This is a genomic window from Mesorhizobium sp. M1A.F.Ca.IN.022.07.1.1, assembly GCF_003997575.1.
In the GTDB taxonomy this organism is placed as follows: domain Bacteria; phylum Pseudomonadota; class Alphaproteobacteria; order Rhizobiales; family Rhizobiaceae; genus Mesorhizobium.
On the sequence record NZ_RZST01000002.1, the window covers coordinates 44,225 to 65,600 of the forward strand.

Consider the following 21,376-nt stretch of genomic DNA (forward strand, 5'->3'; position numbering starts at 1 on the left):
GCGTCCTCCTCTTTTCAGTCCTCGTCCTCGAAGGACGGTTTCTTTTCGGCAATGCCCGCTCGCGCCAGCACCTTGCGCAGCCAGGGCGGAGGACACGTCCTGAGCATCATCTGCGTGCGCAAGAGCACCTGTGGGATCGATTGGGGCTCCGCCACTTTGATCGGGTGGATTTTTGCCGCGACAAGCTTGGCTGCCGAAGGGCCGCCAATTGCCAGACAAAACAGGATCTGACAGCCCTTGAGCGCATCCACCTTGGGCGTGATGCGGTCATCGCCCTCGGCCCGATGCTCCCCGCTTTCATCCGAAACGTCATCGAAGGCCACGGCTTCGACGAGATTCCATTCCTCGCGCGTCACGTCGTAGACAGCAAAGCGCCTGGCCGACCCGAAATGGGCATTGAGGTTCTGCATGTCCTGAGTGGCGATCGCAACGCGCAATGCGCCCGCACGTCGTTCAGGCATCGGGGCGAAAACCTCATTACTGACCAGCGAGAGGCGGCGAACAGCGTTCATGTGATATTTCTCGATTACGGAGTGGATCAAGCGCCTCAGGAGTGGGCGCGTGTTGGTTGGCCTGGAAGATGTTGGCGACCTCGAAGATCAGGTCGCGGGTGCCCTGATAGAGAATTGCGAGCTTGTGCTGGCTGCCTAGTCGATCGAAGACCGGGAACCCGATGCGCATGAGCGGAATTCGGAGCCGCTCCGATGCTTGGCGCCCGTGCGAATGCGTGACAAGCAGGTCAGCACCGACGGCAAGACTTTCCAGATCGCCGAGATCGCCGATCTGAACCGAAACCGCCGGGACTTTCTCGAGAATTTTAGACCTGTCGGTCGTTGTGACGGCCGCGGCTATCTCGGAGCCGAGGCCAGCAAAGAAGGTTGCAAGTTGGAACAGCTGGTCTGGTTCGGCAGCGATGGCAATTTTCTTGCCGCCGAAATGGAAATGTCCGTCGAGCATCGCGTCCTGCAATTGCGCCCGGCGCCGGCGCACGCGGGCCGGTACCGCCGCGCCCGAAATCGAAGACAGCAGCGACACGAAGCGGTCCGTGTCCTGCAGCCCAGTCAGTGACTGGAACAACACGTAAGGCACGCCGGTCAACCCGAGCAGCGCTTTCGCCGGGCGGCGCATGTGCTCACCGATGGCGATGCATTGCATGGCCGTGCCCAACTCGCGAATGTCCTCGACGCTGGTGCCGCCGTATGTGGTCGCTACCCAGCGGTCAGGAACCGTACCGTCGAGCGAGCCTGAGATGTCGGGCAGAATAACCGGCTTGAGCCCAAAGCTTTCAACCATGTCCCGCATATGCTCGACGTCGGCGACAGTGAGGTTGCATCCGGGCAGGATTGCGATCTTCATCGGGTGCCGCGCCCGTTCGCCCGAGCGTGTAATCCCTTCGATCATTGCGGTGACTGCCCTGGCCCAGCCCTCTTCGATCGCGCCGTCAAAATCCGGCGTGTTGGCCAGCACGACCTCCGTACCCGCAAGCTCTTGCGTGTGCTTCAGCTTGACGTTGGCAATATCACCCGCGCAATCTTCGCCACGCGTCTCCACGAGCGCGGTCGTGCACACCCCGATCAGCTTTGGCTTCGTGCGGTTCTTGAGGTTGAGGATCGCCTCTTCCAGATGGTCGGCTGCGCCGAGGATGGTCGCCACCTCATCCATCGCCGTAGTCTGCAAGGGAATCGCTTCTTTGAAGTGCCGCACGAAGAGAACGAGCGCAAAGCTTGTGCATCCCTGGCTGCCGTGGAACAGCGGCATCGCACCGTCGACGCCAAGAAAGGCAAAGGCGGCACCCAGCGGCTGCGACGACTTCAGCGGGTTGACCGCAGCCGATTTGCTCTGGAGAAGGATGCGGGCCATCGGTCGCCTCAACACTCGTGTGCCGTCGCGCAGGCGAATTCATCAAACAGGTACGCGGTCTCGTTCCTCGTGCACGGCAATTCGCCTATCAGATCAGGCTGGCAATCCCACGGGGCCGGCTGGCGCACCTGAGACCAGATCGGATTGTGAATGGCGAGGTCGATCTGGCGTACGAGTTCCACCATGCCGTCATAGCCGGCATAAGGATGCTGGCGCTCCTGGTTGATATCGAGCCAGGGCGTCTTGGCCTTGAGCGCAATGAATTGCGTGCGACCGCCCGACAGCATGATATCGGCCCTGTGTTCAGAGAGCATGGCGTACAGCTCGCGCGCAGCCATGGATTCGAACATGTGCTTGTCGTGCTTGAGAACTTGTTTGATGCGCTCCTTGTCCTGCACCGTAGATTTCTTGACCGAGGTGCCGACGATCTCGATTCCGATCTCCATCAGCGCATGGACAACCGACCAGGACTTCACACCGCCTGTGTTGAGCAGCACGCGCTTGCCTTGGAGCCTTTGCCGGTAGGATTCGAGTTTCTTCCACGCGATCGCCTCCTGCTGCGCGATTAGCGTCTCTGTGCGCTCGAGGATCTCCGGATCGGCGCCCTTCCTCACCAGCAGCCTGACAAGGTTGCGAAGAGCTTGCGATGTGTCGGAGATGCCATAGAAGGAGCCCTCGAAGAACGGGATGTCCCAGCGCTCCTCCATCTTGCGGGCAAGACTGATCAGCGCGGTCGAGCACACCATCATTGCCGCCCGGGCGCGGTGCGCGGAAGCAATGTCGCGGTAACGCGCATCGCCGGGAATGCAGGCGCGCACCCGGATCCCGAGCCGATCGAGGAGCGGCTTTACAAGCCAGAATTCGCCCGAGAGGTTGAATTCGCCAAGGATGTTGATGTCGTAGGGCCCAGAGTCGTCGGGTTCGACCGTGCCGATGACATGATCGAGCAACGCCTCGGCGGCGAGCTTGTTGCCGAGGTTCTTGGAGCCTGCCAGGCCAGGCGCATTGATCGGCACCACGGCCAAACCGAACTTTTCCGTGGCGCGTTTGCACACGGCCTCGATGTCGTCACCGATCAGCGCCGTTACGCAAGTCGAGTAGACGAAGATCGCCGGCGGCGCGTATGTGTGCTTGATCTCGCGGATCGCCTTGAAGAGTTTCCGCTCGCCCTGCCCCATCACCAGGTCGAGTTCGGTGAGGTCGGTCGTGAAGCTTGTCCGCCACAAGGTCGGTCCTGACGAAACCGCACCACGGTTGTCCCAAGAATTGCCCTCGCAGGCAAGCGGCGCATGGACCAGATGCGCAACGTCGGTGATCGGCTGCAGGACGATCTTGGCTCCGTCAAAGGCGCAGCCGCCGGCTGCCGCCCCTGGTGTCAGCGACTTCGAGCAGCCCTCCTTGCGCGCCTTGGCATCTTTGCCACGGTTCTTATCGCAGGCGGGCTCATCGAAGGCGTCCTTGATTTTGGCGCTGAGGGAGGACATTGCTCAGCCTCCCCAGTCCATTGGGCAAGGAATGGCCTCGGCGAAAAGCCGGCCACGGCTCTTAGCGCGTGAGGTCATAGGAATAATCCGTCACACCCGTCTCGCTCGTCTCGCGATCGAGTTTGTCGAAGATCTTGTCGAGGATCGTCGTAAGCACGCGCAACGCGCCCTGGTAGCCAAAGAGCGCAAAGCGGTGATGATGGTGCCGATCGAAGATCGGAAACATCAGCCGGATCAGCGGCGTTCCGGTGTCGCGCTCCAGGTACTTGCCGTAGGAATTGCCGATCAAAAGGTCCACCGGCTCGGTAAAGAGCAGTGAGCGCAGCGCCCACAGGTCCTTGCCCGCCCAAACCTGGGCAGCCTTGCCGAAAGGCGAGGATGCTAGCAGCTTCTTCAAATCGGCTTCCCATGCCGAGGTGCCATTGGTGGCGAGGCAATGGGTTGGCTCGCCGCCGGTCTCCATGACAAAGCGGGCCATCGCGTGAACGAAGTCGGGATCGCCGTAGATGGCGTATTTCTTACCATGCAACCAGGATTGGCTGTCCGCCATGGCGTCTACCAGTCGGCCGCGCTCGAGGCGAATTGCCTCGGGGATCTCCTTGCCGGAAATCGCCGCGACCTCCATCAGGAATTCGTCGGTCGCCTGAACGCCGAGCGGATAGTGGAACGAGGCCGTCGCCTGCCCGACCTCCTCGCAATAGCCCAGCGTCTTTCGGGTGTTGTGATGCTGCAGCGAAAGCGTTGCCTCGGCGTTGAGGGCCTTCTTCACCTCGTTGATCTTCGTGCCCCCGTCATACATGCGGTATTCACCGTCCGAAGGCGTATCGAACTGGTCAGAGGCATCCTGGATGAATGTGTAGGACACGCCCATTACATCGAGCAGGCGCTTGAGCTCCCGGTTGTTGCCGACGCAGAAGCCGTCGAAGCCCGGAATGATGTTGATGGCTCCTTCGACTTGCATACGCTCCTGGCCTTTCCAGAAGTGCTCCAAAATGCCTTTGACCATGTTGTCATAGCCGTCGACATGACTGCCAACGAAGGCCGGCGTGTGGGCAAAGGGCACGTCGAAGTCGCGCGGGACTGAATCTTCGTCCTTGGCGTTCTGGATGAAGCTGTGCAGGTCGTCGCCAATGACCTCTGCCATACAGGTCGTCGACACGGCAATCATCTTCGGGTCGTAGAGCTGGTAGGTGTTGGCGAGCCCGTCGACCATGTTCTTCAGGCCGCCAAACACCGCCGCATCCTCGGTCATTGAGGAGGAGACCGCCGCGGCAGGCTCCTTGAAATGGCGCGACAGGTGCGAGCGGTAATAGGCGACGCAACCTTGGCTGCCGTGGACGAAGGACATGGTTCGTTCGAAGCCGGCGGCAGCGAATACCGCACCCAGCGGCTGGCAGGCCTTGGCCGGGTTCACGACAAGCGCTTTGCGGGCGAGGTTCTTTTCGCGGTATTCCCACGTCTGGGTGAAATCGCGCTGATCGGAAACGATCTCATCGGGGTGCGGACATTCGAAGTTTAGCTTCTTCTCAGCGAGCATCTTTCTGTATTCCGGCTCGCGGAACAGGGGAGCGTGATCGAGAATTTTTTCAGCCGACTGCGGCATGATGATTACCTCTTTTGCATCTGGCTGCGCGGTACGGCAGCTCAGGACGTCAAGACGTTCCAGGCTCCGGCGGATCAGAGGCCGCGGGAGTTCACCGTCTCAGTGGGAGACTGGGGCTAAAGCAGATGTTTATTCGGCAGCCATCGCCCGCTCATCGCCCCGGCTTCTTTTCCAAGGCGCGTGGAATAGGTCCCAGACCGGGTTGTTGATGGCGAGATCCACATCACGTGCGAAAATGGCAAAGCCATCGTACCCGTGATACGGGCCTGAATAATCCCAGGAATGCATCTGGCGGAACGGTATGCCCATCTTCTGCACCGGGTATTTTTCTTTGATTCCCGAGCCGACCAGATTTGGGCGAATCCCTTCGATGAATTTCTCCAACTCATAGCCGGTCACGTCATCATAGATCAGCGTGCCGTTCTTCACGTAGTGGCCGGTGCGCTGATAGTCGTCGCTGTGGGCGAATTCATAGCCGGTGCCCACGATGACCATGCCGAGGTCCTCGTAGGCCGTGACGACGTGGCGGGGGCGCAGGCCGCCGACATAGAGCATCACGGTATTTCCTTCCAGGCGCGACAGGTACTTGGCGATGACCGCATCAACAAGCGGCCTGTACTTGGCAATGACCTTTTCGGTCTTTTCCTCGATTTCCGGCCCAAAATGCTTGGCTATGTTGCGCAGAGAGGCTTCGATCTGGGAGGGACCGAAGAAATTGTACTCCATCCAAGCGACGCCATACTTTTCCTCCATATGCCGACAGATGTAGTTCATCGACCGGTAGCAGTGGATAAGATTGAGCTTAGCCTTCGGGGCGCGCTCGATCTCTGCGAGTGTGGCGTCACCCGACCAGTTGCCGACCACGCGCAGCCCTATCTCCTCAAGCAGTATGCGCGAGGCCCAGGCATCGCCGCCGATATTGTAGTCGCCGATGACGTTGACGTCGTAGGGGCCGGCCTCGAACTTGACATCCTTTTTGTCGAAGACCCAATCCCGGATCGCATCATTGGCGATGTGGTGGCCAAGCGACTGCGAGACGCCGCGGAAACCCTCGCAGCGTACCGGCACGATCGTCTTGTCATACTCCTTGGTCTTTTTGCGAGAAACCGCCTCGGTGTCATCGCCAATCAGGCCGATAGGGCATTCGGATTGCACGGTGATGCCGTTGTTGAGCGGAAACAAGACTTCAATCTCGTCAATGATCTGTTCCAGCTTCTTGTCGCCGCCGAAGACGATGTCCTTCTCCTGGAAATCGGAGGTGAACTGCATTGTCCCGAACGTGTCGACGCCCGTCGTACCGACGTAGTAGTTGCGGCGCTGCGACCAAGAGTATTGGCCGCAGCCGACCGGGCCGTGCGAGATATGGACCATATCCTTGACTGGCCCCCACACCACGCCTTTCGAACCCGCATATGCACAGCCGCGAATCGTCATCACCCCGGGAATGGACTTGATGTTCGATTTGACGTCGCATTCGGAAAGGACCTCGCTTTCCCCGCCAGCCTCGTTGCCGCTCTTTGCGACGTTGAGGTGCTTCTTGCGGCGCTTCGCCGCCTTGTCGGGATAATGCGACAACACCTCTTCGATAAGCTTCGCATGAAGAGCACCGTCATTCTCGTATTCCCGGCTCATGAGTCCCCTTTCAAGGTTGGGTGACGCCTCAACGAATAGGCGCCGTTCTCTGCAAGGCGCGCCGATTCATGGCAGCGCTAATGTCACTACTGGGCCGCCGCCTTCGCCGCTTCCTTGGAGTGAAGCTCGGCAAGCATCTGCTCGTCGGTCTTCATGATGCCGAAGTCGAGCAGCATCTCCTCCAGCTCCTCCATGGTGATCGGCGTCGGGATCGTACCCTGGCCCGAATTGGCGTGGATCTTCTCGGCCAGAGCGCGGTATTCCCCTGCCTGCTTGGAGTCCGGCGCGTACTGGATCACCGACATCTTCCTGAGTTCGGCATGCTGGACGATGTTGTCGCGGGGCACGAAGTGGATGAGCTTGGAATTCAATCGGCCAGCCAGTGCTTCGGCCAGATCGAGTTCACGGTCGGTTTGACGTTCATTGCAGATCAGCCCGCCCAGCCGCACACCGCCCGAATGGGCATATTTGAGGATGCCCTTGGCGATGTTATTGGCGGCATAGAGCGCCATCATCTCGCCGGACATGACGATGTAGATCTCCTGGGCCTTGCCTTCGCGGATCGGCATGGCGAAGCCGCCGCATACCACGTCGCCGAGGACGTCATAGGAGACATAATCGACATCGTCATAAGCGCCATTCTCCTCGAGGAAATTGATCGAGGTGATGACGCCGCGGCCGGCGCAACCGACACCCGGCTCGGGGCCGCCGGACTCCACGCACTTGATGCCTCTGTAGCCGACCTTGAGCACGTCCTGGAGTTCGAGGTCTTCCACCGAACCTTCCTGTGCGGCGAGATCCAGGACGGTATCCTGAGCTTTCGAATTCAGGATCAAGCGTGTGGAATCGGCTTTGGGGTCGCATCCTACGATGAGGATTCTCTGCCCGAGGTCGACAAGGGCGGCGAGCGTATTTTGGGAGGTGGTGGACTTGCCGATGCCGCCTTTGCCGTAAAAGGCGATCTGACGCAGACCTGACATAATAGCTTTCCTTCCTTCGTTCTAATCATCGCGACTGCCCGCGACACAAGTGCCGATAGGCAGCTCGTGCCGCCTCACACCAAGCATCGCAAAAAGCGTACCAGCGTGATCGGCCGATCCGAGAAGAAACTTCGTTATTAAATTCCAGCCACTTAGACGGCGGCAAAACGCGCGAGCGGGCCTTTCAGGCGTCTGTCACGGACACGACAAAGCCGACACAGATTGTCGTGCGCCATCGAAACCGCCCTGTGTCGAGCTCGAAAGCGGGATAATGGGGAGCTAGCCCAAAGCTGATGGCGAGACCATCGGAAGACGTCGGCTATTGTCTTTCCAGCCTGCGGTCGCTGGATGAGCAGGAGCCTGGGGCTTGACCGCCGCGCGGATTAGTTCAGGCAGGCTTGCGGAGCGGGAACGCCGGCGGCCGATAGACATCCGCGCTTAACCTTTCATAGCCCGTCTACGAGTTGGTTCCGCCGACGCGCTATATCGAAGGCAAATAATTCAGTACCTTAGCACGAGATCATTGATATTTTCAAAAAGATACGTATTATACGGATATAACGGATTATCGGGACAATTCTATGTCGGTCATTAGCTCGGTTGAATTTCAGCGCAACTTAGGGGTGTATCAGGACAAGGCGCTAGCGGAACCCGTGATCATCAGCAAGAATGGCCGCGAACGGCTTGTGCTGCTTTCGGTCGATGAATACCAGCGCCTAAAGGCGCATCGTGACGGCACTAGCGCGGGGCCTGAGAACGCAGCCCCCCCTGCTTTGCAGAGCACGGCGCACTTTTCACTTAAGAACCAAATACCAACCGAGCCACTAAGGGAATTGCTGTCGCACTTTCATTCGATCAAATCTGCCTTCGTGTACGGTTCAGTCGCCAAAGGCACGGACACAGAACGCAGCGATATCGATTTGATGGTGGTCGGCGATAACCTGAACCTCTCTGAACTTTATTCAGCCGCACAAAACGCGGAACTGAGACTAGGCCGAAAGGTCAGTCCGACATTTCTGTCGCCGGAGGAATGGCAACGAAAGGCGTCGCAGAAAGGGTCGTTTGTCCGAAAGGTAAGTACCCTTCCAAAGATTTTCCTCATCGGCTCGGAGAAAGATTTACAAGCGTGGGCAAGCAAGAACTAGACAACCTCGTAAAGATTGGGCTGATGAAAAGTGAGCCCCCATCGCTGTCCGAATATGACGGCATGCTGGGTGGCGCCCGCAAGAATTTAACTGACGCACAGAAAGGTCTCGACCCCGACAGCCAATTCACTCTCTTATATGGAGCTGCGCATCGGCTTGCCCTGGCAGCCCTACGCCGCGAAGGCTATCGCTCGGACAATCGCACTTCGGTGTTTCAAGCGCTCGTTCATACCGTCGGAACCGACAAGGCTGACATTCAGATTTTTCTAAAGCGCACAACGAGCGAAACCTCTCCGAGTACGAGGGGCACACAGACATTGATGCCAAATTGCTAGCTAACCTTATTGAGTGCACCACGAGGCTAGAGGTTTCGGTTGGCAAACTAGAACCGCCAGAAGATGACGAGTGAGCGGCAACCGAACGCGCGGGCAAAGGGTTGCGCCTTTTCGTTGTTGGTCAGCACGGTGCGCCACTACGGCTTCTCGAGAACGCTCACGATGTAAGTAGCCACCCGCTTGTCTGCATAGGGCTAATATGCACCTGGTCATGATAGATGGGCATACTGCCCCGCGGGGAGAAAGAGCGAGGGCAAACGGCGCTATGTAGACAATGAGTACAACCGCCGAACCCATGGCCGGCGCCATCATGCGCGTGAGACCCCGTTGTGGGCGAGGCTCGCGACTGGCTGCACGATCCTAGCCGGCCTGCTTGCCATTGAGTTTGGTCCCGCCGCGGTAGGCTGCGGCATCAAGGGCAACATCAGCTACAACTTGACCTCTGCATGATGAGAGCAGCTTTTACACCAGGTGCGCAGCACATGTCTTTAACGAACGCATCGCCTTCAAGAATATAGAGAGCAATTCGGAAAACCGAGTAGTTGGCGGCGAAGCTAAGAGAAGGTATACACCGCCCTCTTGTTACCCCAGAGTAGAACGTGCAGCTGCGGCAAGACGCGGGCTTCGAACCACCTGTCGCTGGTCACCTTTTCGGCCAGCTATTCCATGCGCATCATATTCCGTCGGACTCGACAGAGACGTCTTCATTGCCACGGCGGGGCGGCGTGTGATTGCCGGGTTGCAGACAAACCTCGCCGCGACGTCTTTGGGACGAGTGGTGCCGGCACCGAATCCCTATCCTTTAGACTAGCCAGCTTGGGGAGCGCCGTCAGACCGCCAGACCGGAAGAGGAGGCTTCGCGCCAATTTGTGCCAAGAATGTTGGACCGTGCGGAACCGCTGGGGCGGCGCTCAACTCTGGCGCAGGATGAAGCGTCGATTGGGTGAATGAAAAGGGCGCGCGTTCACGGGTAAAGTGAGGTAAATCGCTGGATGTCTGCCGGATCAACGTCAACCGGTTCCATCGCCACCATCCACTCGACGTTTTCGGCGCACGGCGGCGTCGTCAGTGAGCCCTCATAAGTCCAATAGCCAAGCGACGCTGGCAGAAGCCAGTTGGGATTCACCTCGTCGATCGTAACCTCCCCATTCGGCAGTTCGGGAAAGGCCGCAGCAAGGGCAGCAAAGCTGGCATTTGTCGCGCCGGGCGTTAAAAAGACGCCCAGCACGCCCAGAGTACCACTTTGCGTGTCCTTGTGAACGAAATGCACCTCCAGCGGGAAGCTCTTGCCCGCCACGTGATGTTCGCTTGGCGCATGGAAATGGAACTGTACCAGTTCGTAGACACGATCGCCGCGGGTCAGCGTGCTGCCTTGTGGCATATTGATTTGAATGGTGTGGCCGTTGTTCACCATATTGCCGCCGCCCTTGTGCCAGCCGATGGCGATATGCGGGATATCCGCCTTGACCGCGCTGTTGATATCGATCGGCGATTGCTGCGTGCCGGCAGAGCATACGAAATTTTTCTTATCCAGATCAGCCCAGTGCTCCGGTCCGACCGGACCGGTGTATCCCCAATGGGCACTGGTCGCTTGGGCGGCTTGAACGCAAATCCGGCATGCGCCGAGCGCAACCAACCCTTTGATCAGGTGACGACGATACATATTGCTTTTGCTCCTCTTGCGAACTGATGTTGGTGGCTGCCCTAATGGACCCGTGATGGCCAATCGGCGCGGCCACTATTGTCCTTTGCAACTGACGGATGCCCGCATGCCTTGGCGTGCTTTTATAAGTGCGGCTGCCGTTTCTCGGCCGGCCGGCTTCTGCAGCCCGCAACGGACGCAGTTTCAACCAGCTAGACGATAAAAATTCGAGCAGACCAGCGCTTGACCCCCGCCGCAAAGGCACAGGCGAAGGTGATCACTGCGCGGCTCGCCGTTCGCGCCTGAGGCCGCATCGCTACACTTTACACTCGCCGCCCAAGGAGACGCAGGCGACCCCAATACGTTTTCATCGCTACTCCTGACGCAGCCGACGACGCCACGAAGACGTTGCTATATTTCACGTTGGGCCAGTGAGGAAATCGATCTTCTTTATGGAAGGCATTTACGCAATGGATGCATTCCCATGCACATCGCCGTTCTGTTTAGCAGCTGCCGTTGACCGGCGGGCCAGCCCCGTTGGGCGTTCTGGTGTCTGACAGTCGAGCGTCAGGCCGGACAATGAGATACATCGATAAGAGCTGAACAAGGATGAGGGGATGACGTGCTTGCGACGGAGGAAACAGTCAAGCAGGTGGGGCGAGAAGGCCAGTTCTTGCGGATTTCAACTTTGCGTGACGACAGCTCATCGGAGTCAAGGTGACACACGCCGGCAGCGGGTGTCCGGGCGGTTTCCAGCCGCACAATCGCGAGACCGCTGGCGCGAACAAAGCTCGGCTGTACTCGGCACGCGAAGAGAGCCTGCCAAGCCGTCGGAGCCCGGCCTTCCGGTGCGACGCAAGCCGCAGACTAGACCGCCCTCTTGTTACCCCAAAGCAGAACGTGCAGCTGCGGCAACACGCGGGCTTCGAACCACCTGTCGCTGGTCACCCTTTCGACAAGCCATTCCATTCGCATCATTATTCCGTCCAAGTCGACAGAGGCGTCTTCACTGCCGGGGCGCGGCGGCGTGTGATTGCCGGGTTGCAGATAGATCGGAAGGTGCGGATATCGCGCCGCGACTTCTTTGGCGTAGGCATAGTCACTCTCGTCGAAAACGACGAGCTTGAGCACGATTTGCGGCTTCTCTTGCGCCGCTTCGAGGCACGCCTCAAACGCAGCCCAACGGGTCGTCATTTCGCTGGACGGCGGCTTTGGGCTAAGGGTCAGCACGTCAAGATCCGCAAACCACTCCCTCACCACGGAACCCTGCGTTTCCAGTGCAAAACGATAGCCCTCGCGATGGCCTCGTTCTATGAGGGGACCGAACGGCTGAATGGCCGGGTTGCCGCCTGACAAGGAGACCATAACCGGCCTGCCGCCGGAAAGCGCATGGACGGTTTGCCACACGGCATCGATCGGCATCGGTAGCCATTCATGGCGATACTGATTGTCCACCGCGTGAAGGCTGTCGCACCATGAACAGCGATAATCACATCCGCCGGTTCTGATGAACACCGTCGGCAAGCCGATGAGCACGCCCTCGCCCTGGATCGTCGGCCCGAATATCTCGCTCACACGGATTACGGGATGCATGTCGGTCACGGACGGTATTCCGCCCAAGTTTTCGGTGTTTCGCTAACGCGCACGGCCGCGGTCTGCGGCAGACGTGCCTTGCACCATTCATAGAAATGTCTGGCCAGGCATTCCGCCGTGACCTTCTCATGTCCCAGCACGTCGTTGAGGTGCCGATGGTCGAAGCTCTCGTCAATGTAGCGTTTGAGCGGCGCCAGATCGTGATAGTCGCGCACGAAGCCGTGGGCGTCCAGTTCCTTGGCCGACAGCTCCACTACGACGACATAGTTATGCCCGTGCAGGCGCGCACATTGATGGTTGGGAGGCAAGGAGGTGAGCTGATGCGAGGCCGAGAAGTGGAATTCCTTGCTGATGTGGAACATTACGCGCGCCTCCTGCGCAGCGCCTCGAGCCAGAAATCGGCGTCCTCGTAGTCGGTGGGATCAGCGTGCCCGGCGAGATGGAACGCTTCGCGCCGCTCGACGCAGGTCCCGCATCGTCCGCAGTGACGCACGCCGCCCTTGTAACAGGACCAGGTCTCGGCAAACGGGGTGCCGTATCTTGCGCCATCCGCAACAATGTCAGCTTTTCCGAGATTCACATACGGTGCATAGAGGCGTATCTGCGCATAGCCGTCGAGCGCGCGGTCTTGCATTGTCTGGAAAGCTTCAATGAAGGCCGGACGGCAATCGGGATAGATGAAGTGGTCCCCACCATGCATGGCCGCCGCCACCGCTTCGGCGTTGTGGGCGGCGGCGAGACCGAAGGCGATTGCCAACATGATGGCATTGCGGTTCGGCACCACCGTAATCTTCATCGTGTCTTCGGCGTAGTGGCCGTCCGGCACGTCGACACTGTCGGTCAGCGCTGAGCCGGAAAGGCCACGGCCGATTTCGCCGATGTCGATGATCTGGTGCGGGACCTTCAGTCGCTGCGCGCAAAGAGCGGCGAAGCCCAATTCCTTCCTGTGCCGTTGGCCATAGTCGAAAGATAGAAGGCCGGTGAGTTCGTGCTCCGCTGCCACCATGTGAGCAAGGGAAACGGAGTCCAATCCGCCAGAGCAGACGGCGAGAGTCTTCATCATTGGTATCCTTGTTTTGACCGGGTAAGGCTGCGACCGGAGATTTCTCTGCGCCCCCACTACTCCAGCGACTCAATTTTGTGAACCGGGAGAATTTCCGCACAGCCCGATTGGAGCGAGCATGGGTCGCAAGGAGCGATCTTGCCGGTGATCTCGAAAACCTGATCTCCTCCGGCACGCAGGCCAAGGACCCGATCCGCCTCTCGACCGAATCCGCCAAAGCTGACCGCGCGCATTTCCTCAACTTGTTGCGGGAAAACGAATACGCCCGCACCAATGCCGCAGCGGAACTCGACCGTGCCAAGCGACTGCTTTCGGCTTCTGCAGCGCCCGCGAAAACTGTTGAAGAAAAGACTTTCGCCCTCCACAACATTGAGCTCCAGGGCGAGATCCTGGCCCGGCGAAAAATCGCCGAATGAAACCAGCAACTCTTCGACATCAACCTGCGCCTCAAGGAGCTCACGGCCACTTTGCATGAGCTCGAGAACGAGCGGGATCTGACTCATATTCGAGCCCCAGTACTCTTGAGCAATTCTCAGGCCTCACTTCCGGCAGCTACGTACAGGCCGGGCAAAACGTCGGTTGGGTTTCGCCGGTACCGAACTGGTGGTGGAAATCTACGTTCCCCCCAAAGACATCGCTTTTGTGCACCCGGGCCAGTCGGTGCATATCCAAATCGATGCCTACAAACTACAATCAATGGGGTGTCACTGACGCCAAGGTGCTCAACGTGGCGCAGGACTCCATTCTCCACGGCGGGAGCCCTTCTTCAAGGTCCCCCTTGCGCTGTCTCGCAACCAACTCGTCCTTAAGAACGGGGGCATCGCTCACCTGAAGAAAGGCATTACCGTTTGGGCACGCTTTCTCGTTGCAGGCCGCACTTTGCTGCAACTCCTCTATGATAAAGTCGACGATTAGCTCAATCCGCTCTACGCGGGCGACTAATCTTCAATTTCCAGACAGTCAGCGAGCCGCCATGTCAAGCAAGGTCAGCAAGTTTAAGCAGCGCGATATCACCGATTGCGGGGCGACCAGTCTTGCTTGTGTCGCTGCCTTCTATGGCCACAAGCTGCTTTTGTCGCGCATTCGCCAGCATGCCTCGACCGACCACTCTGGCACCACTGTGCTCGGTCTCTTGGAAGCTGAAGAAGGCTTGGTTTCTTAGCCAAGGGCGTGAGGGGTGGCTTCGACCGCCTCGACAAAATCCCCAAGCCCGCTATCGCGCACGTCGTCATCAAATTTGCGTTTGGACTTGGCGTCATACAGTGCCGCTGGATAGAGCCCGCCGCCCTGATCTCCGGCGGGTCTAATCAGAGCCCCCAGCTCCGCTGATGAGCCAGGCGCGGGTGCCTCGGGGCTTCCTAGCCTGCACAGCCTTCATGGGACATGGTCAGGATACCTGTTAGATGAACTCCGATTAGTCTGGACATTCTGCGCGTTCGGATACGCGGCAACGTGAACTTTCCACCCTGCACGCATCCCGACTCGCCCCCTCAGTCACCGGTATGTTTCGTGATCCACTCGCGATAATACGACACGCGCGTATACACACCGTATGTCCTTCCGCAACCGGCCCCACTCGAGACAATTCCAACCAAGATAGGGTTTTTGCCATGGGCTTTGGTCAGAGGACCTCCACTGTCCCCTTGGCAAGGATCGGTCCCGCCGCTTTCGGTTCCGGCGCACATCATCCCAGGAAAGATCTCCTCCCCATATTTGCGGCTGCACGTTTTGTTGTCGACGTATGGGACCTTGCCCTCTCGGAGCTCTTCTGATTCCTCTCCACCATGTCGTGTAACTCCCTTACCCGTCACGGTAAGGAGCTCGCCATTAGGAATGTCCATCCGGGGGGTAGCAAGGGGAATGGCCACTGCGGGTAGCGTACTGCGCACCCGCACGAGCGCCAGATCATGTTTGAATGTCTTCGCGACATATTCTTCGTGAACAATAAAGTCCGTTACATCTAACGAAACGCCATTCTTCACAAAGGCCTCGACCTTGGTTGCACCCGCTAAACAGTGTGCCGCTGTGAGGATCCATTGGTCTCCGATCACCACTCCACCGCATAGATAAGATTTATCCTCTCTGACAATTTTATCCTCTGTGACAATATTGAGTTCGACGTACCAAGGATGCTCTTTAGACGTGGTCCGCTTGCCGCGGACGATATCGAGCCCGCCTTGTACAGAAGTTTGAGCATGGGCGTGTTTTCCACCAAAAAGGGCTGCGAGCGCGCAGAGGGCATGACGACGGGTGATGGGGGGCATCGGTTTCCTCGTACTATTTGCATTACATCGTGCGGCCGTGTGCCGTTGGCGCGCCACCCTGCCTGCCCACCCATTAGCTGGCAACCCTCGTCTCGGATGTGATTCAGAATGCCGCAGGCAAACATGCTTTGTCCTCGATAGGACGCTCTGGTTGCCGTGGGCGGACGACTTCTTCGGAAAGCGCGACGACGGCACGGGGTCCGTTATAGGCAGGCTCTCCATGCTGATGCAGCTCGAGACCCTCAGGGTTACTCGCCGCGCCGATGGCTCTCATGGCCAAGGCCGACGGCTCACGAAAATATGTCGGGGCCGCGGTGATCGGTCTGAACCGCGCCATGAAGGAACGGCTCTACGAGCGCGTCGCCGGATGCCCGGCCGGGCGCGCAAAGGAATTCCGATCAAGAAGCCGAACGCGCAGTGGATCAAGCCCGGCCTGGTCGGCCACATCAGCTTCCTGAAAGGCGAGGGCGGGCTGCGCCATGCCACTCTGACCGATGTTCGAGAGGACTAGTCGGCCCCGCAGATCGGTTCACCGGAAGGCATCCGAGCTGGCGCTCGGCGTTTTTTTAGCGCTTTGGCTGTTCGGGGTCGTCTGAGACAAACGACCCCGATGACCACGTCCATAACAGCTTCCAAGAGCGGCTTGCTGTCTTCGTCGCGGGCTTCAACGGTAAGGCGGCGGCAAATGACGGTGGGGGTGACTTCCCGCGCATAGTCTGTCAGCGCGGCGAAAGCCTCGAGCCTGACGGAATCCATGCCGCCGGCTAACCATGTCCCTTCAGTGTCGGAAAAGAGCCGATCATTGTTGCGTACGTCAAAATAATTAAGGGAAAGGGCGGCCATGTGATCTCCTATGGGCTCACTGCTGTCGAGGGTCCCTACAGCCTTCAGCGGAGTGGACTGCTACCGATAAGCCTTTCGTACTCGGCTTCCGGTGGGCCATAGCTGCCATCGGCCAGTTTGATCAGTCCTTCCCAATCACGGATGACGATCTTGCCGCACGTGGCGCGGATCAAGCCATTGCCTTCCAGGACCTCGATGGCGACGGTTACGCCCGGCCGCCTCACGCCGAGCATGATCGACAGGAATTCGCGCGTGAGTTTCAGCTCGGGGCCAGCGCGATCCTCACACAACAGCAGCCATCGGACGAGACGGCTTTCGAGCCCCTGGCGGGCGTTCGCGTGAGAGCGGTGTAGCTGGTCTGCACCATCAGGCATTGCACGAAGCGCAGAAGAAACAGCCGCAGGGTGGGACTTTGCTCGAGTGCCTCATGAAAGGGGGCTATCGGAATGCGCATCGCCTCTCCGGCGAGCTGGACGACGCAATCATGCGGCGCCAGATTGTCGCCGAGGACGACAACCGTTCCTGTCATGCCTTTGTGGCCCAGAATGCCGGCTTCGGCATCCCGGCCGGGCGCCATTTTGGCGATGATAGAGCCGAAGCCCTCCTCTATGAAGTACACGAAGTTGATCGGCCTGCCTTGCTGTTCAAGGCGATCGCTCAGTGCCAGTTCGACGTGCTCCAGATCCGGCGAGAGCAGGGACCCATCCTGCTGGTCGAGCAGGCCAAGAAGTCTGTTTCTGTATGGGGAATTTGCGGAGTGCGGCACTGCAACCGTCGCGGCAGGAATGTCATCGGGACTGAAATGGGCGAGGGCTGCAGTATCGCGGTCGGCGACCAAGCACCGGCCTAGTGTTTACGCCTGACACAAGAGTCCGGCCCCCACAACCGTTTCGGAATGAGCAGCAGCGCTGCCGCTGCTCCTCCAATCACACAACGGATTCACGATGCGGCAACTCGAGCCATGATTTCGGATCGAATGGTCGATGCGGTGTATAGCGAGGCATCCAGCGGCAAATCCCCAAATGCCAGTTGACACAGAAGATAATTAGCACCTGCCTCTTCCAGCTGATCAAGGAGAGCTTTTCGGACAGAAGCTGCCGTTCCCACGACGCACAATTCACTTTCAATTGCTGCATCGAAGTTCAAAGGCAAGTTTGGTGGAGTGGGAATGGCATTTAGTTCGTATAGAAATTTGAAGCTCTTGAGCCATCGTTCATAGGCAGGTGCTGCGAGCAAATACGCATCTGTTTCAGAACGCCCTATCACCACCATTCGGAGCAATCCAAGAAATGGCGCTTGGTGGCCAATGTCAGCATCGTGAATTCGGGCGGCGCGGAACGCGTCGGTAACGCTGCGAACAGAAGTGGAAGGTCCGACGCAGGCGATGTTTGCCCCATTCGCGGCGGCCCAGCTAGCCGGCTCGGGTCGATTGGTGGCGATCCATGTCGGCGGCTGGGGATATTGGTGAGGTCTCAACGTCAGCGGAACGTCTTTCAACTCAAAGTGGCGGCCCTCATAAGAAAGCGTCCCGCCTTTCATCGCATTGATGAGAATCTCGCTGGCCTCCGTGTACTGTTCTGGTGCTGCTTCTACAGCAACCCCGAAGTATCCCAATTCAGTCGGAGCAGAGCCGCGCCCTATGCCGAGTTCAAGCCTGCCGCCGCTCAACTGATCAAGCATGCAGATCTCCTCGAAGGCACGCAGCGGATGATAGAGCGCAAGTAGCATTACCATGGGACCAACACGAAGACTGCGGGTTCGCTGGGCGACGCTCGCTAAGAACAAATTCGGTGATGGACCTCTGCCATGTGGCGTACAGTGGTGCTCTGCGAGATGATACGCATAAAAGCCATAGCCATCGCACGCTTCTGCTAGGCTCAGCCGATCTGCATATTGTTGGGCGATGTCATCGCCGTTTTCGTCCAGATGATCGAAGATGCCGAAGGTTAGGCCCGAAGCGAAAATTTTCGTCAATTAATTATTCTCCAAATTACCTATGATTTATCCACTATTGGAAACATCATAACTTATAACACATCGACACTTATTACTTAATACATTTCCAATGCAATGTGAATTGACTTCATGCTTGCGCACACCGCGATTCCTCTTAAAGTTCATACAGACGTGTTTGGCGGCAGCAAGGAATTTGTCCATCTGCTCTGTGCTACCAATGCTGACGCGAATGCAGTTCTTCAAATCTATGTCAGGAAAGCTGGCGATGAGGATCTTCTGCTCTTTCAACGCGGCTTGCCAGCATGAGCCCTCCTGTCCCGCCGGCACACGGGCCAGCAAAAAGTTTGCGTGGGAGGGTGTTACGGAAAAGCCAAGTTGCAACAGCGCCAGGGTCACTCGCTGTCGTTCATGCTTGATGTGCCTGTGGTTCTCTTCGTAGGCGTGGCGATGCGCAAGAATGCTTTTCCCGACCGCCTGCCCGATCACGTTCATGTTGAAGACATTCTGGATGTTGCGCAGCCTGCCAATGATTTCTGGGTGACCGAAACCGAAGCCGACTCGCACGCCAGCGGCAGCATAGCTCTTTGAAAAAGTCCTCAAGATCAAAAGATTCGGATGTCTATTGACGAGGCGCAGGGCATGGTCGGGTGCGAAGTCAACGTAGGCCTCATCCAAGACGATCAAGCGATCTGCTTGCTCCACAAGGCGTTCGATTTCGGCCACCGGCACGAATGTTCCGGTCGGATTGTTCGGATTAGCCAACAGAATGAACTTCGCGTCTTTTGCGGGGCCGGACAGAAGTTTTTCTATCGGCAGGGGATGAGCTTCGCTCGATGCGATTTCGAGAAACTCGGCACCCTGTAACATGGCAAGTTTACGGTTGAACGAAAATCCGGGCGACAGCATCGCCACTGTATCTCCTGGGGCGAGGAAAGCTCTGTAGATGAGTCCGAGCAGTTCCGACGAACCGTTGCCGGCAATCACCTGATCTTTGGAAAATCCGTAAGCGTCGGAGGCAGCTGCCCTTAAGCTGAGATTGTCGTCTTCCGGATAAAGATAATGGTGTTCGATCGCAGCAATTGCACTTTGCATTACGCTCTTCGGCAACGGAAACGGGTTCTCGTTCGTATTTAGCTTAACGTAATTTGCATCCGTCGCTGGTCCGTTGGACGAGAGAGCATCTAATTTGCTGGCCACCGGCGAGAAGAGCGAAAGCACGGTCTTCAGTTTTGCATCGCACATGTTCTTCTCCGTTTTTCAGTCCCGCAGGGCATGTGACATGAGGCAATCGTTGATCGTGACTTGATCGACGTTCGGCTATGTCAGCGCTGCCTTCCCACCTTGGTGGGATCGCCGACCACGGTTTGGATTTGACACCGGGAAGCTGTCGAGAACCTGATGACGACCCAACGTGTGGCCGACGGCCGATTCGGCGCAACAGACGGTGTTTCAACATCGCATCGTCGTCAAAGCCGCATGCAGGGCCAGCACGACAGCCCGCCTCCAGCGCCCGCAGAAATAGGTGGAAACCGAGGTCTTGCCGAACCTCAGTTGCTCTGCCACCTCGCCCACCGGACTGCCCTGTTTACGGGTCAGGCGCAGGATCGTCCGGGTATCTTTGACGCTCGTTCGTCTTGCTTGCTTCCGTCTTGGCATGGGCTCTCTCGGTTCGCTGATGAGAGAGCCAAATACCGGCTCATCTGAGCATGAGACGCGGGCCTGACGATATGGAGCGTCTCTGGTGGCGCGCGTAGCCAAGAGGGTTCGCCTCGCTGGCGGGGCATGCAAGACGGCGCACCTCCTTGGCTATCCTGTCCCATCGTCTCAACGACTTCGCAGAGGTTGATATTCTGCAGTGACTTTCGTCTCGCTGCTGCACGGCATTGACGCTGGGAGCCATGCTCGCGTGGCGCAATTGTGCTGAAGAACGGTGCCCACGGCAACGTTTCTTAACCCGCCCCAGGTCCTGGCGTTTGGCTAATTTCCGACATTCGTGTCCGGCTTCGGACAAAGGCCGGGTTTGCCGAACGGAGTCCCACCCAATTTCCAGTGCTGCTTGAGCAATAATATCGACCGGCATTACTGCACAACACGAAAGTTGCTGCAAAAACCGAAGTGAACCCAAGGCATGGGGTCAATTGGCATGGCGCTTGCGACTCGGTCGCTAGAACGCAGTCAAAACCACGGTTGGAGACCATGCCTACCTCTCAAAGCTCGATAAAGCACGCGAGCAAACATTCCCCGTCCCCGCGGAAAACTGGAAGCTCGTCGCCGTTAAACGTCCCTGCTCGGGGGCGGTCTTGCACAAGACTGGTCCGAGGCAACCACGCCAGGGCGAAAGGCTGCCGGAACTGTCCACCGAAGTCGATGCCGCTTCAGTTTAACCGAAAAATGCACCGTACCACTTTGGCCTGGGAGCAAATCAATGACCGATAGAAAGAACGTTCCTCTCGTGACCTTTCGCACGCGTGTTCGCGATGAGTCGATCGGGGGGCCAAATCCTTATCGGTGGGAGAACAAGACCTCCGACGATTATTTCGGGGGCAAGCGCGTTATCCTGTTCTCGCTGCCTGGCGCCTTCACCCCGACCTGCTCGACCTTCCAACTGCCCGATTTCGAAAAACTCTATGATCAATTTCTGGAACTGCGAATTGACGCGATCTACTGCGTCTCAGTCAACGATGCTTTCGTCATGAATGCGTGGGGAAAGTCCTTGGGGCTGCAGAAGATCGAGCTGATCCCAGACGGGTCGGGCGAGTTCACGCGCAAGATGGGCATGCTGGTCGCGAAGGACAATCTGGGCTTTGGCATGCGCTCCTGGCGATACGCCGCTCTGATCGACGATGGCGTGGTGGAGCAGTGGTTCGAGGAGGAAGGCTTCTGTGACAACTGCGAGACGGACCCCTATGGCGTTTCATCCCCGCAAAACGTTCTCGACAAACTGAAGGCGGCGGCATGACCCAGAAGTGGCAAGTC

The 21,376-nt window shown here is 58.1% G+C and carries 18 protein-coding genes and 4 pseudogenes; 5 read left to right on the forward strand and 17 right to left on the reverse strand.

The window, feature by feature from the left end; genetic code table 11:
• Window positions 1–14: 14 nt before the first annotated feature.
• From nifX to nifH, 6 genes are all read right to left on the reverse strand, one after another.
• Window positions 15–512: a nitrogen fixation protein NifX gene (gene nifX, locus EOA75_RS00765; protein WP_127323366.1), complete on the reverse strand. Its 498-nt coding sequence runs from the start codon at window positions 510–512 to the stop codon at window positions 15–17.
• A complete protein-coding gene (gene nifN / locus EOA75_RS00770; RefSeq protein ID WP_127323367.1) occupies window positions 478–1,860 on the reverse strand; it encodes a nitrogenase iron-molybdenum cofactor biosynthesis protein NifN in 1,383 nt (460 codons plus the stop codon). The genes nifX and nifN overlap by 35 nt, the downstream gene beginning before the upstream one ends.
• 8 nt (window positions 1,861–1,868) lie before the next feature.
• A complete protein-coding gene (nifE, locus tag EOA75_RS00775) occupies window positions 1,869–3,344 on the reverse strand; it encodes a nitrogenase iron-molybdenum cofactor biosynthesis protein NifE (protein ID WP_126057648.1) in 1,476 nt (491 codons plus the stop codon).
• Between the two features lie 61 nt (window positions 3,345–3,405).
• On the reverse strand, window positions 3,406–4,947 hold the full coding sequence (gene nifK / locus EOA75_RS00780; RefSeq protein ID WP_127323368.1) for a nitrogenase molybdenum-iron protein subunit beta: 1,542 nt from the start codon (window positions 4,945–4,947) through the stop codon (window positions 3,406–3,408).
• A gap of 129 nt (window positions 4,948–5,076) precedes the next feature.
• Window positions 5,077–6,579: a nitrogenase molybdenum-iron protein alpha chain gene (nifD, locus tag EOA75_RS00785; RefSeq protein ID WP_024505262.1), complete on the reverse strand. Its 1,503-nt coding sequence runs from the start codon at window positions 6,577–6,579 to the stop codon at window positions 5,077–5,079.
• Window positions 6,580–6,665: 86 nt separating this feature from the next.
• Window positions 6,666–7,559 carry a nitrogenase iron protein gene (gene nifH / locus EOA75_RS00790; RefSeq protein WP_024505261.1) on the reverse strand — a complete coding sequence of 298 codons (894 nt, stop codon included), beginning with the start codon at window positions 7,557–7,559 and terminating at the stop codon, window positions 6,666–6,668.
• Between the two features lie 581 nt (window positions 7,560–8,140).
• Between nifH and EOA75_RS00795 the strand changes: the two genes are divergently transcribed.
• Window positions 8,141–8,704, forward strand: a complete 564-nt coding sequence (locus tag EOA75_RS00795; RefSeq protein ID WP_245466524.1) for a type II toxin-antitoxin system prevent-host-death family antitoxin — start codon at window positions 8,141–8,143, stop codon at window positions 8,702–8,704.
• 889 nt (window positions 8,705–9,593) lie between these two features.
• On the opposite strand, the pseudogene EOA75_RS34770 reads toward EOA75_RS00795, so the two are convergent.
• The 5 genes and pseudogenes from EOA75_RS34770 to queC all read right to left on the reverse strand — a co-directional run.
• Window positions 9,594–9,790 (reverse strand): annotated as a pseudogene (locus EOA75_RS34770) (7-carboxy-7-deazaguanine synthase QueE); the annotation flags it as partial.
• A 160-nt stretch (window positions 9,791–9,950) separates the two neighbouring features.
• Window positions 9,951–10,702 (reverse strand): annotated as a pseudogene (locus tag EOA75_RS00810) (carbonic anhydrase).
• A gap of 846 nt (window positions 10,703–11,548) precedes the next feature.
• Entirely contained in the window at window positions 11,549–12,274 is a 726-nt protein-coding gene (gene queE / locus EOA75_RS00815) for a 7-carboxy-7-deazaguanine synthase QueE (protein ID WP_164747234.1), read from the reverse strand.
• A gap of 5 nt (window positions 12,275–12,279) precedes the next feature.
• Entirely contained in the window at window positions 12,280–12,636 is a 357-nt protein-coding gene (queD, locus tag EOA75_RS00820; RefSeq protein WP_063169374.1) for a 6-carboxytetrahydropterin synthase QueD, read from the reverse strand.
• Window positions 12,636–13,334 carry a 7-cyano-7-deazaguanine synthase QueC gene (gene queC, locus EOA75_RS00825; RefSeq protein ID WP_091599584.1) on the reverse strand — a complete coding sequence of 233 codons (699 nt, stop codon included), beginning with the start codon at window positions 13,332–13,334 and terminating at the stop codon, window positions 12,636–12,638. Before queC ends, queD begins: the two co-directional genes overlap by 1 nt.
• Before the next feature lie 128 nt (window positions 13,335–13,462).
• Here queC and EOA75_RS00830 point away from each other — a divergent pair.
• Both EOA75_RS00830 and EOA75_RS00835 read left to right on the forward strand, forming a co-directional pair.
• A pseudogene (locus EOA75_RS00830) lies at window positions 13,463–14,252 on the forward strand (HlyD family efflux transporter periplasmic adaptor subunit); the annotation flags it as partial.
• 58 nt (window positions 14,253–14,310) lie between these two features.
• Window positions 14,311–14,567 (forward strand): annotated as a pseudogene (locus tag EOA75_RS00835) (cysteine peptidase family C39 domain-containing protein); the annotation flags it as partial.
• Between the two features lie 260 nt (window positions 14,568–14,827).
• Here the strand turns inward: EOA75_RS00835 and EOA75_RS00840 are convergent.
• A complete protein-coding gene (locus EOA75_RS00840; protein ID WP_164747232.1) occupies window positions 14,828–15,601 on the reverse strand; it encodes a serine protease in 774 nt (257 codons plus the stop codon).
• A 220-nt stretch (window positions 15,602–15,821) separates the two neighbouring features.
• On the opposite strand from EOA75_RS00840, the gene EOA75_RS00845 reads away from it, so the two are divergent.
• Window positions 15,822–16,112: a hypothetical protein gene (locus EOA75_RS00845; protein ID WP_126057644.1), complete on the forward strand. Its 291-nt coding sequence runs from the start codon at window positions 15,822–15,824 to the stop codon at window positions 16,110–16,112.
• Here the strand turns inward: EOA75_RS00845 and EOA75_RS34435 are convergent.
• The 5 genes from EOA75_RS34435 to hisC form a co-directional block, all read right to left on the reverse strand.
• Complete coding sequence (locus tag EOA75_RS34435) at window positions 16,109–16,444, reverse strand: hypothetical protein (RefSeq protein WP_187331497.1); 336 nt, start codon at window positions 16,442–16,444, stop codon at window positions 16,109–16,111. The genes EOA75_RS00845 and EOA75_RS34435 overlap by 4 nt on opposite strands.
• Window positions 16,445–16,488: 44 nt before the next feature.
• Window positions 16,489–16,818 carry a helix-turn-helix domain-containing protein gene (locus EOA75_RS34775; RefSeq protein WP_245466525.1) on the reverse strand — a complete coding sequence of 110 codons (330 nt, stop codon included), beginning with the start codon at window positions 16,816–16,818 and terminating at the stop codon, window positions 16,489–16,491.
• The gene (locus EOA75_RS35710) at window positions 16,704–17,210 is read right to left on the reverse strand and encodes a Crp/Fnr family transcriptional regulator (protein ID WP_348628643.1); all 507 of its coding nucleotides are present in this window, start codon (window positions 17,208–17,210) and stop codon (window positions 16,704–16,706) included. The genes EOA75_RS34775 and EOA75_RS35710 overlap by 115 nt, the downstream gene beginning before the upstream one ends.
• 173 nt (window positions 17,211–17,383) lie before the next feature.
• Window positions 17,384–18,418 carry an LLM class flavin-dependent oxidoreductase gene (locus EOA75_RS00860; RefSeq protein WP_091599482.1) on the reverse strand — a complete coding sequence of 345 codons (1,035 nt, stop codon included), beginning with the start codon at window positions 18,416–18,418 and terminating at the stop codon, window positions 17,384–17,386.
• A 27-nt stretch (window positions 18,419–18,445) separates the two neighbouring features.
• Window positions 18,446–19,642, reverse strand: coding sequence for a histidinol-phosphate transaminase (hisC, locus tag EOA75_RS00865; RefSeq protein WP_091599485.1), 1,197 nt, complete (start codon window positions 19,640–19,642; stop codon window positions 18,446–18,448).
• 1,183 nt (window positions 19,643–20,825) lie between these two features.
• Between hisC and EOA75_RS00870 the strand changes: the two genes are divergently transcribed.
• Window positions 20,826–21,359 carry a peroxiredoxin gene (locus tag EOA75_RS00870; protein ID WP_029356553.1) on the forward strand — a complete coding sequence of 178 codons (534 nt, stop codon included), beginning with the start codon at window positions 20,826–20,828 and terminating at the stop codon, window positions 21,357–21,359.
• Window positions 21,360–21,376 lie beyond the last annotated feature (17 nt).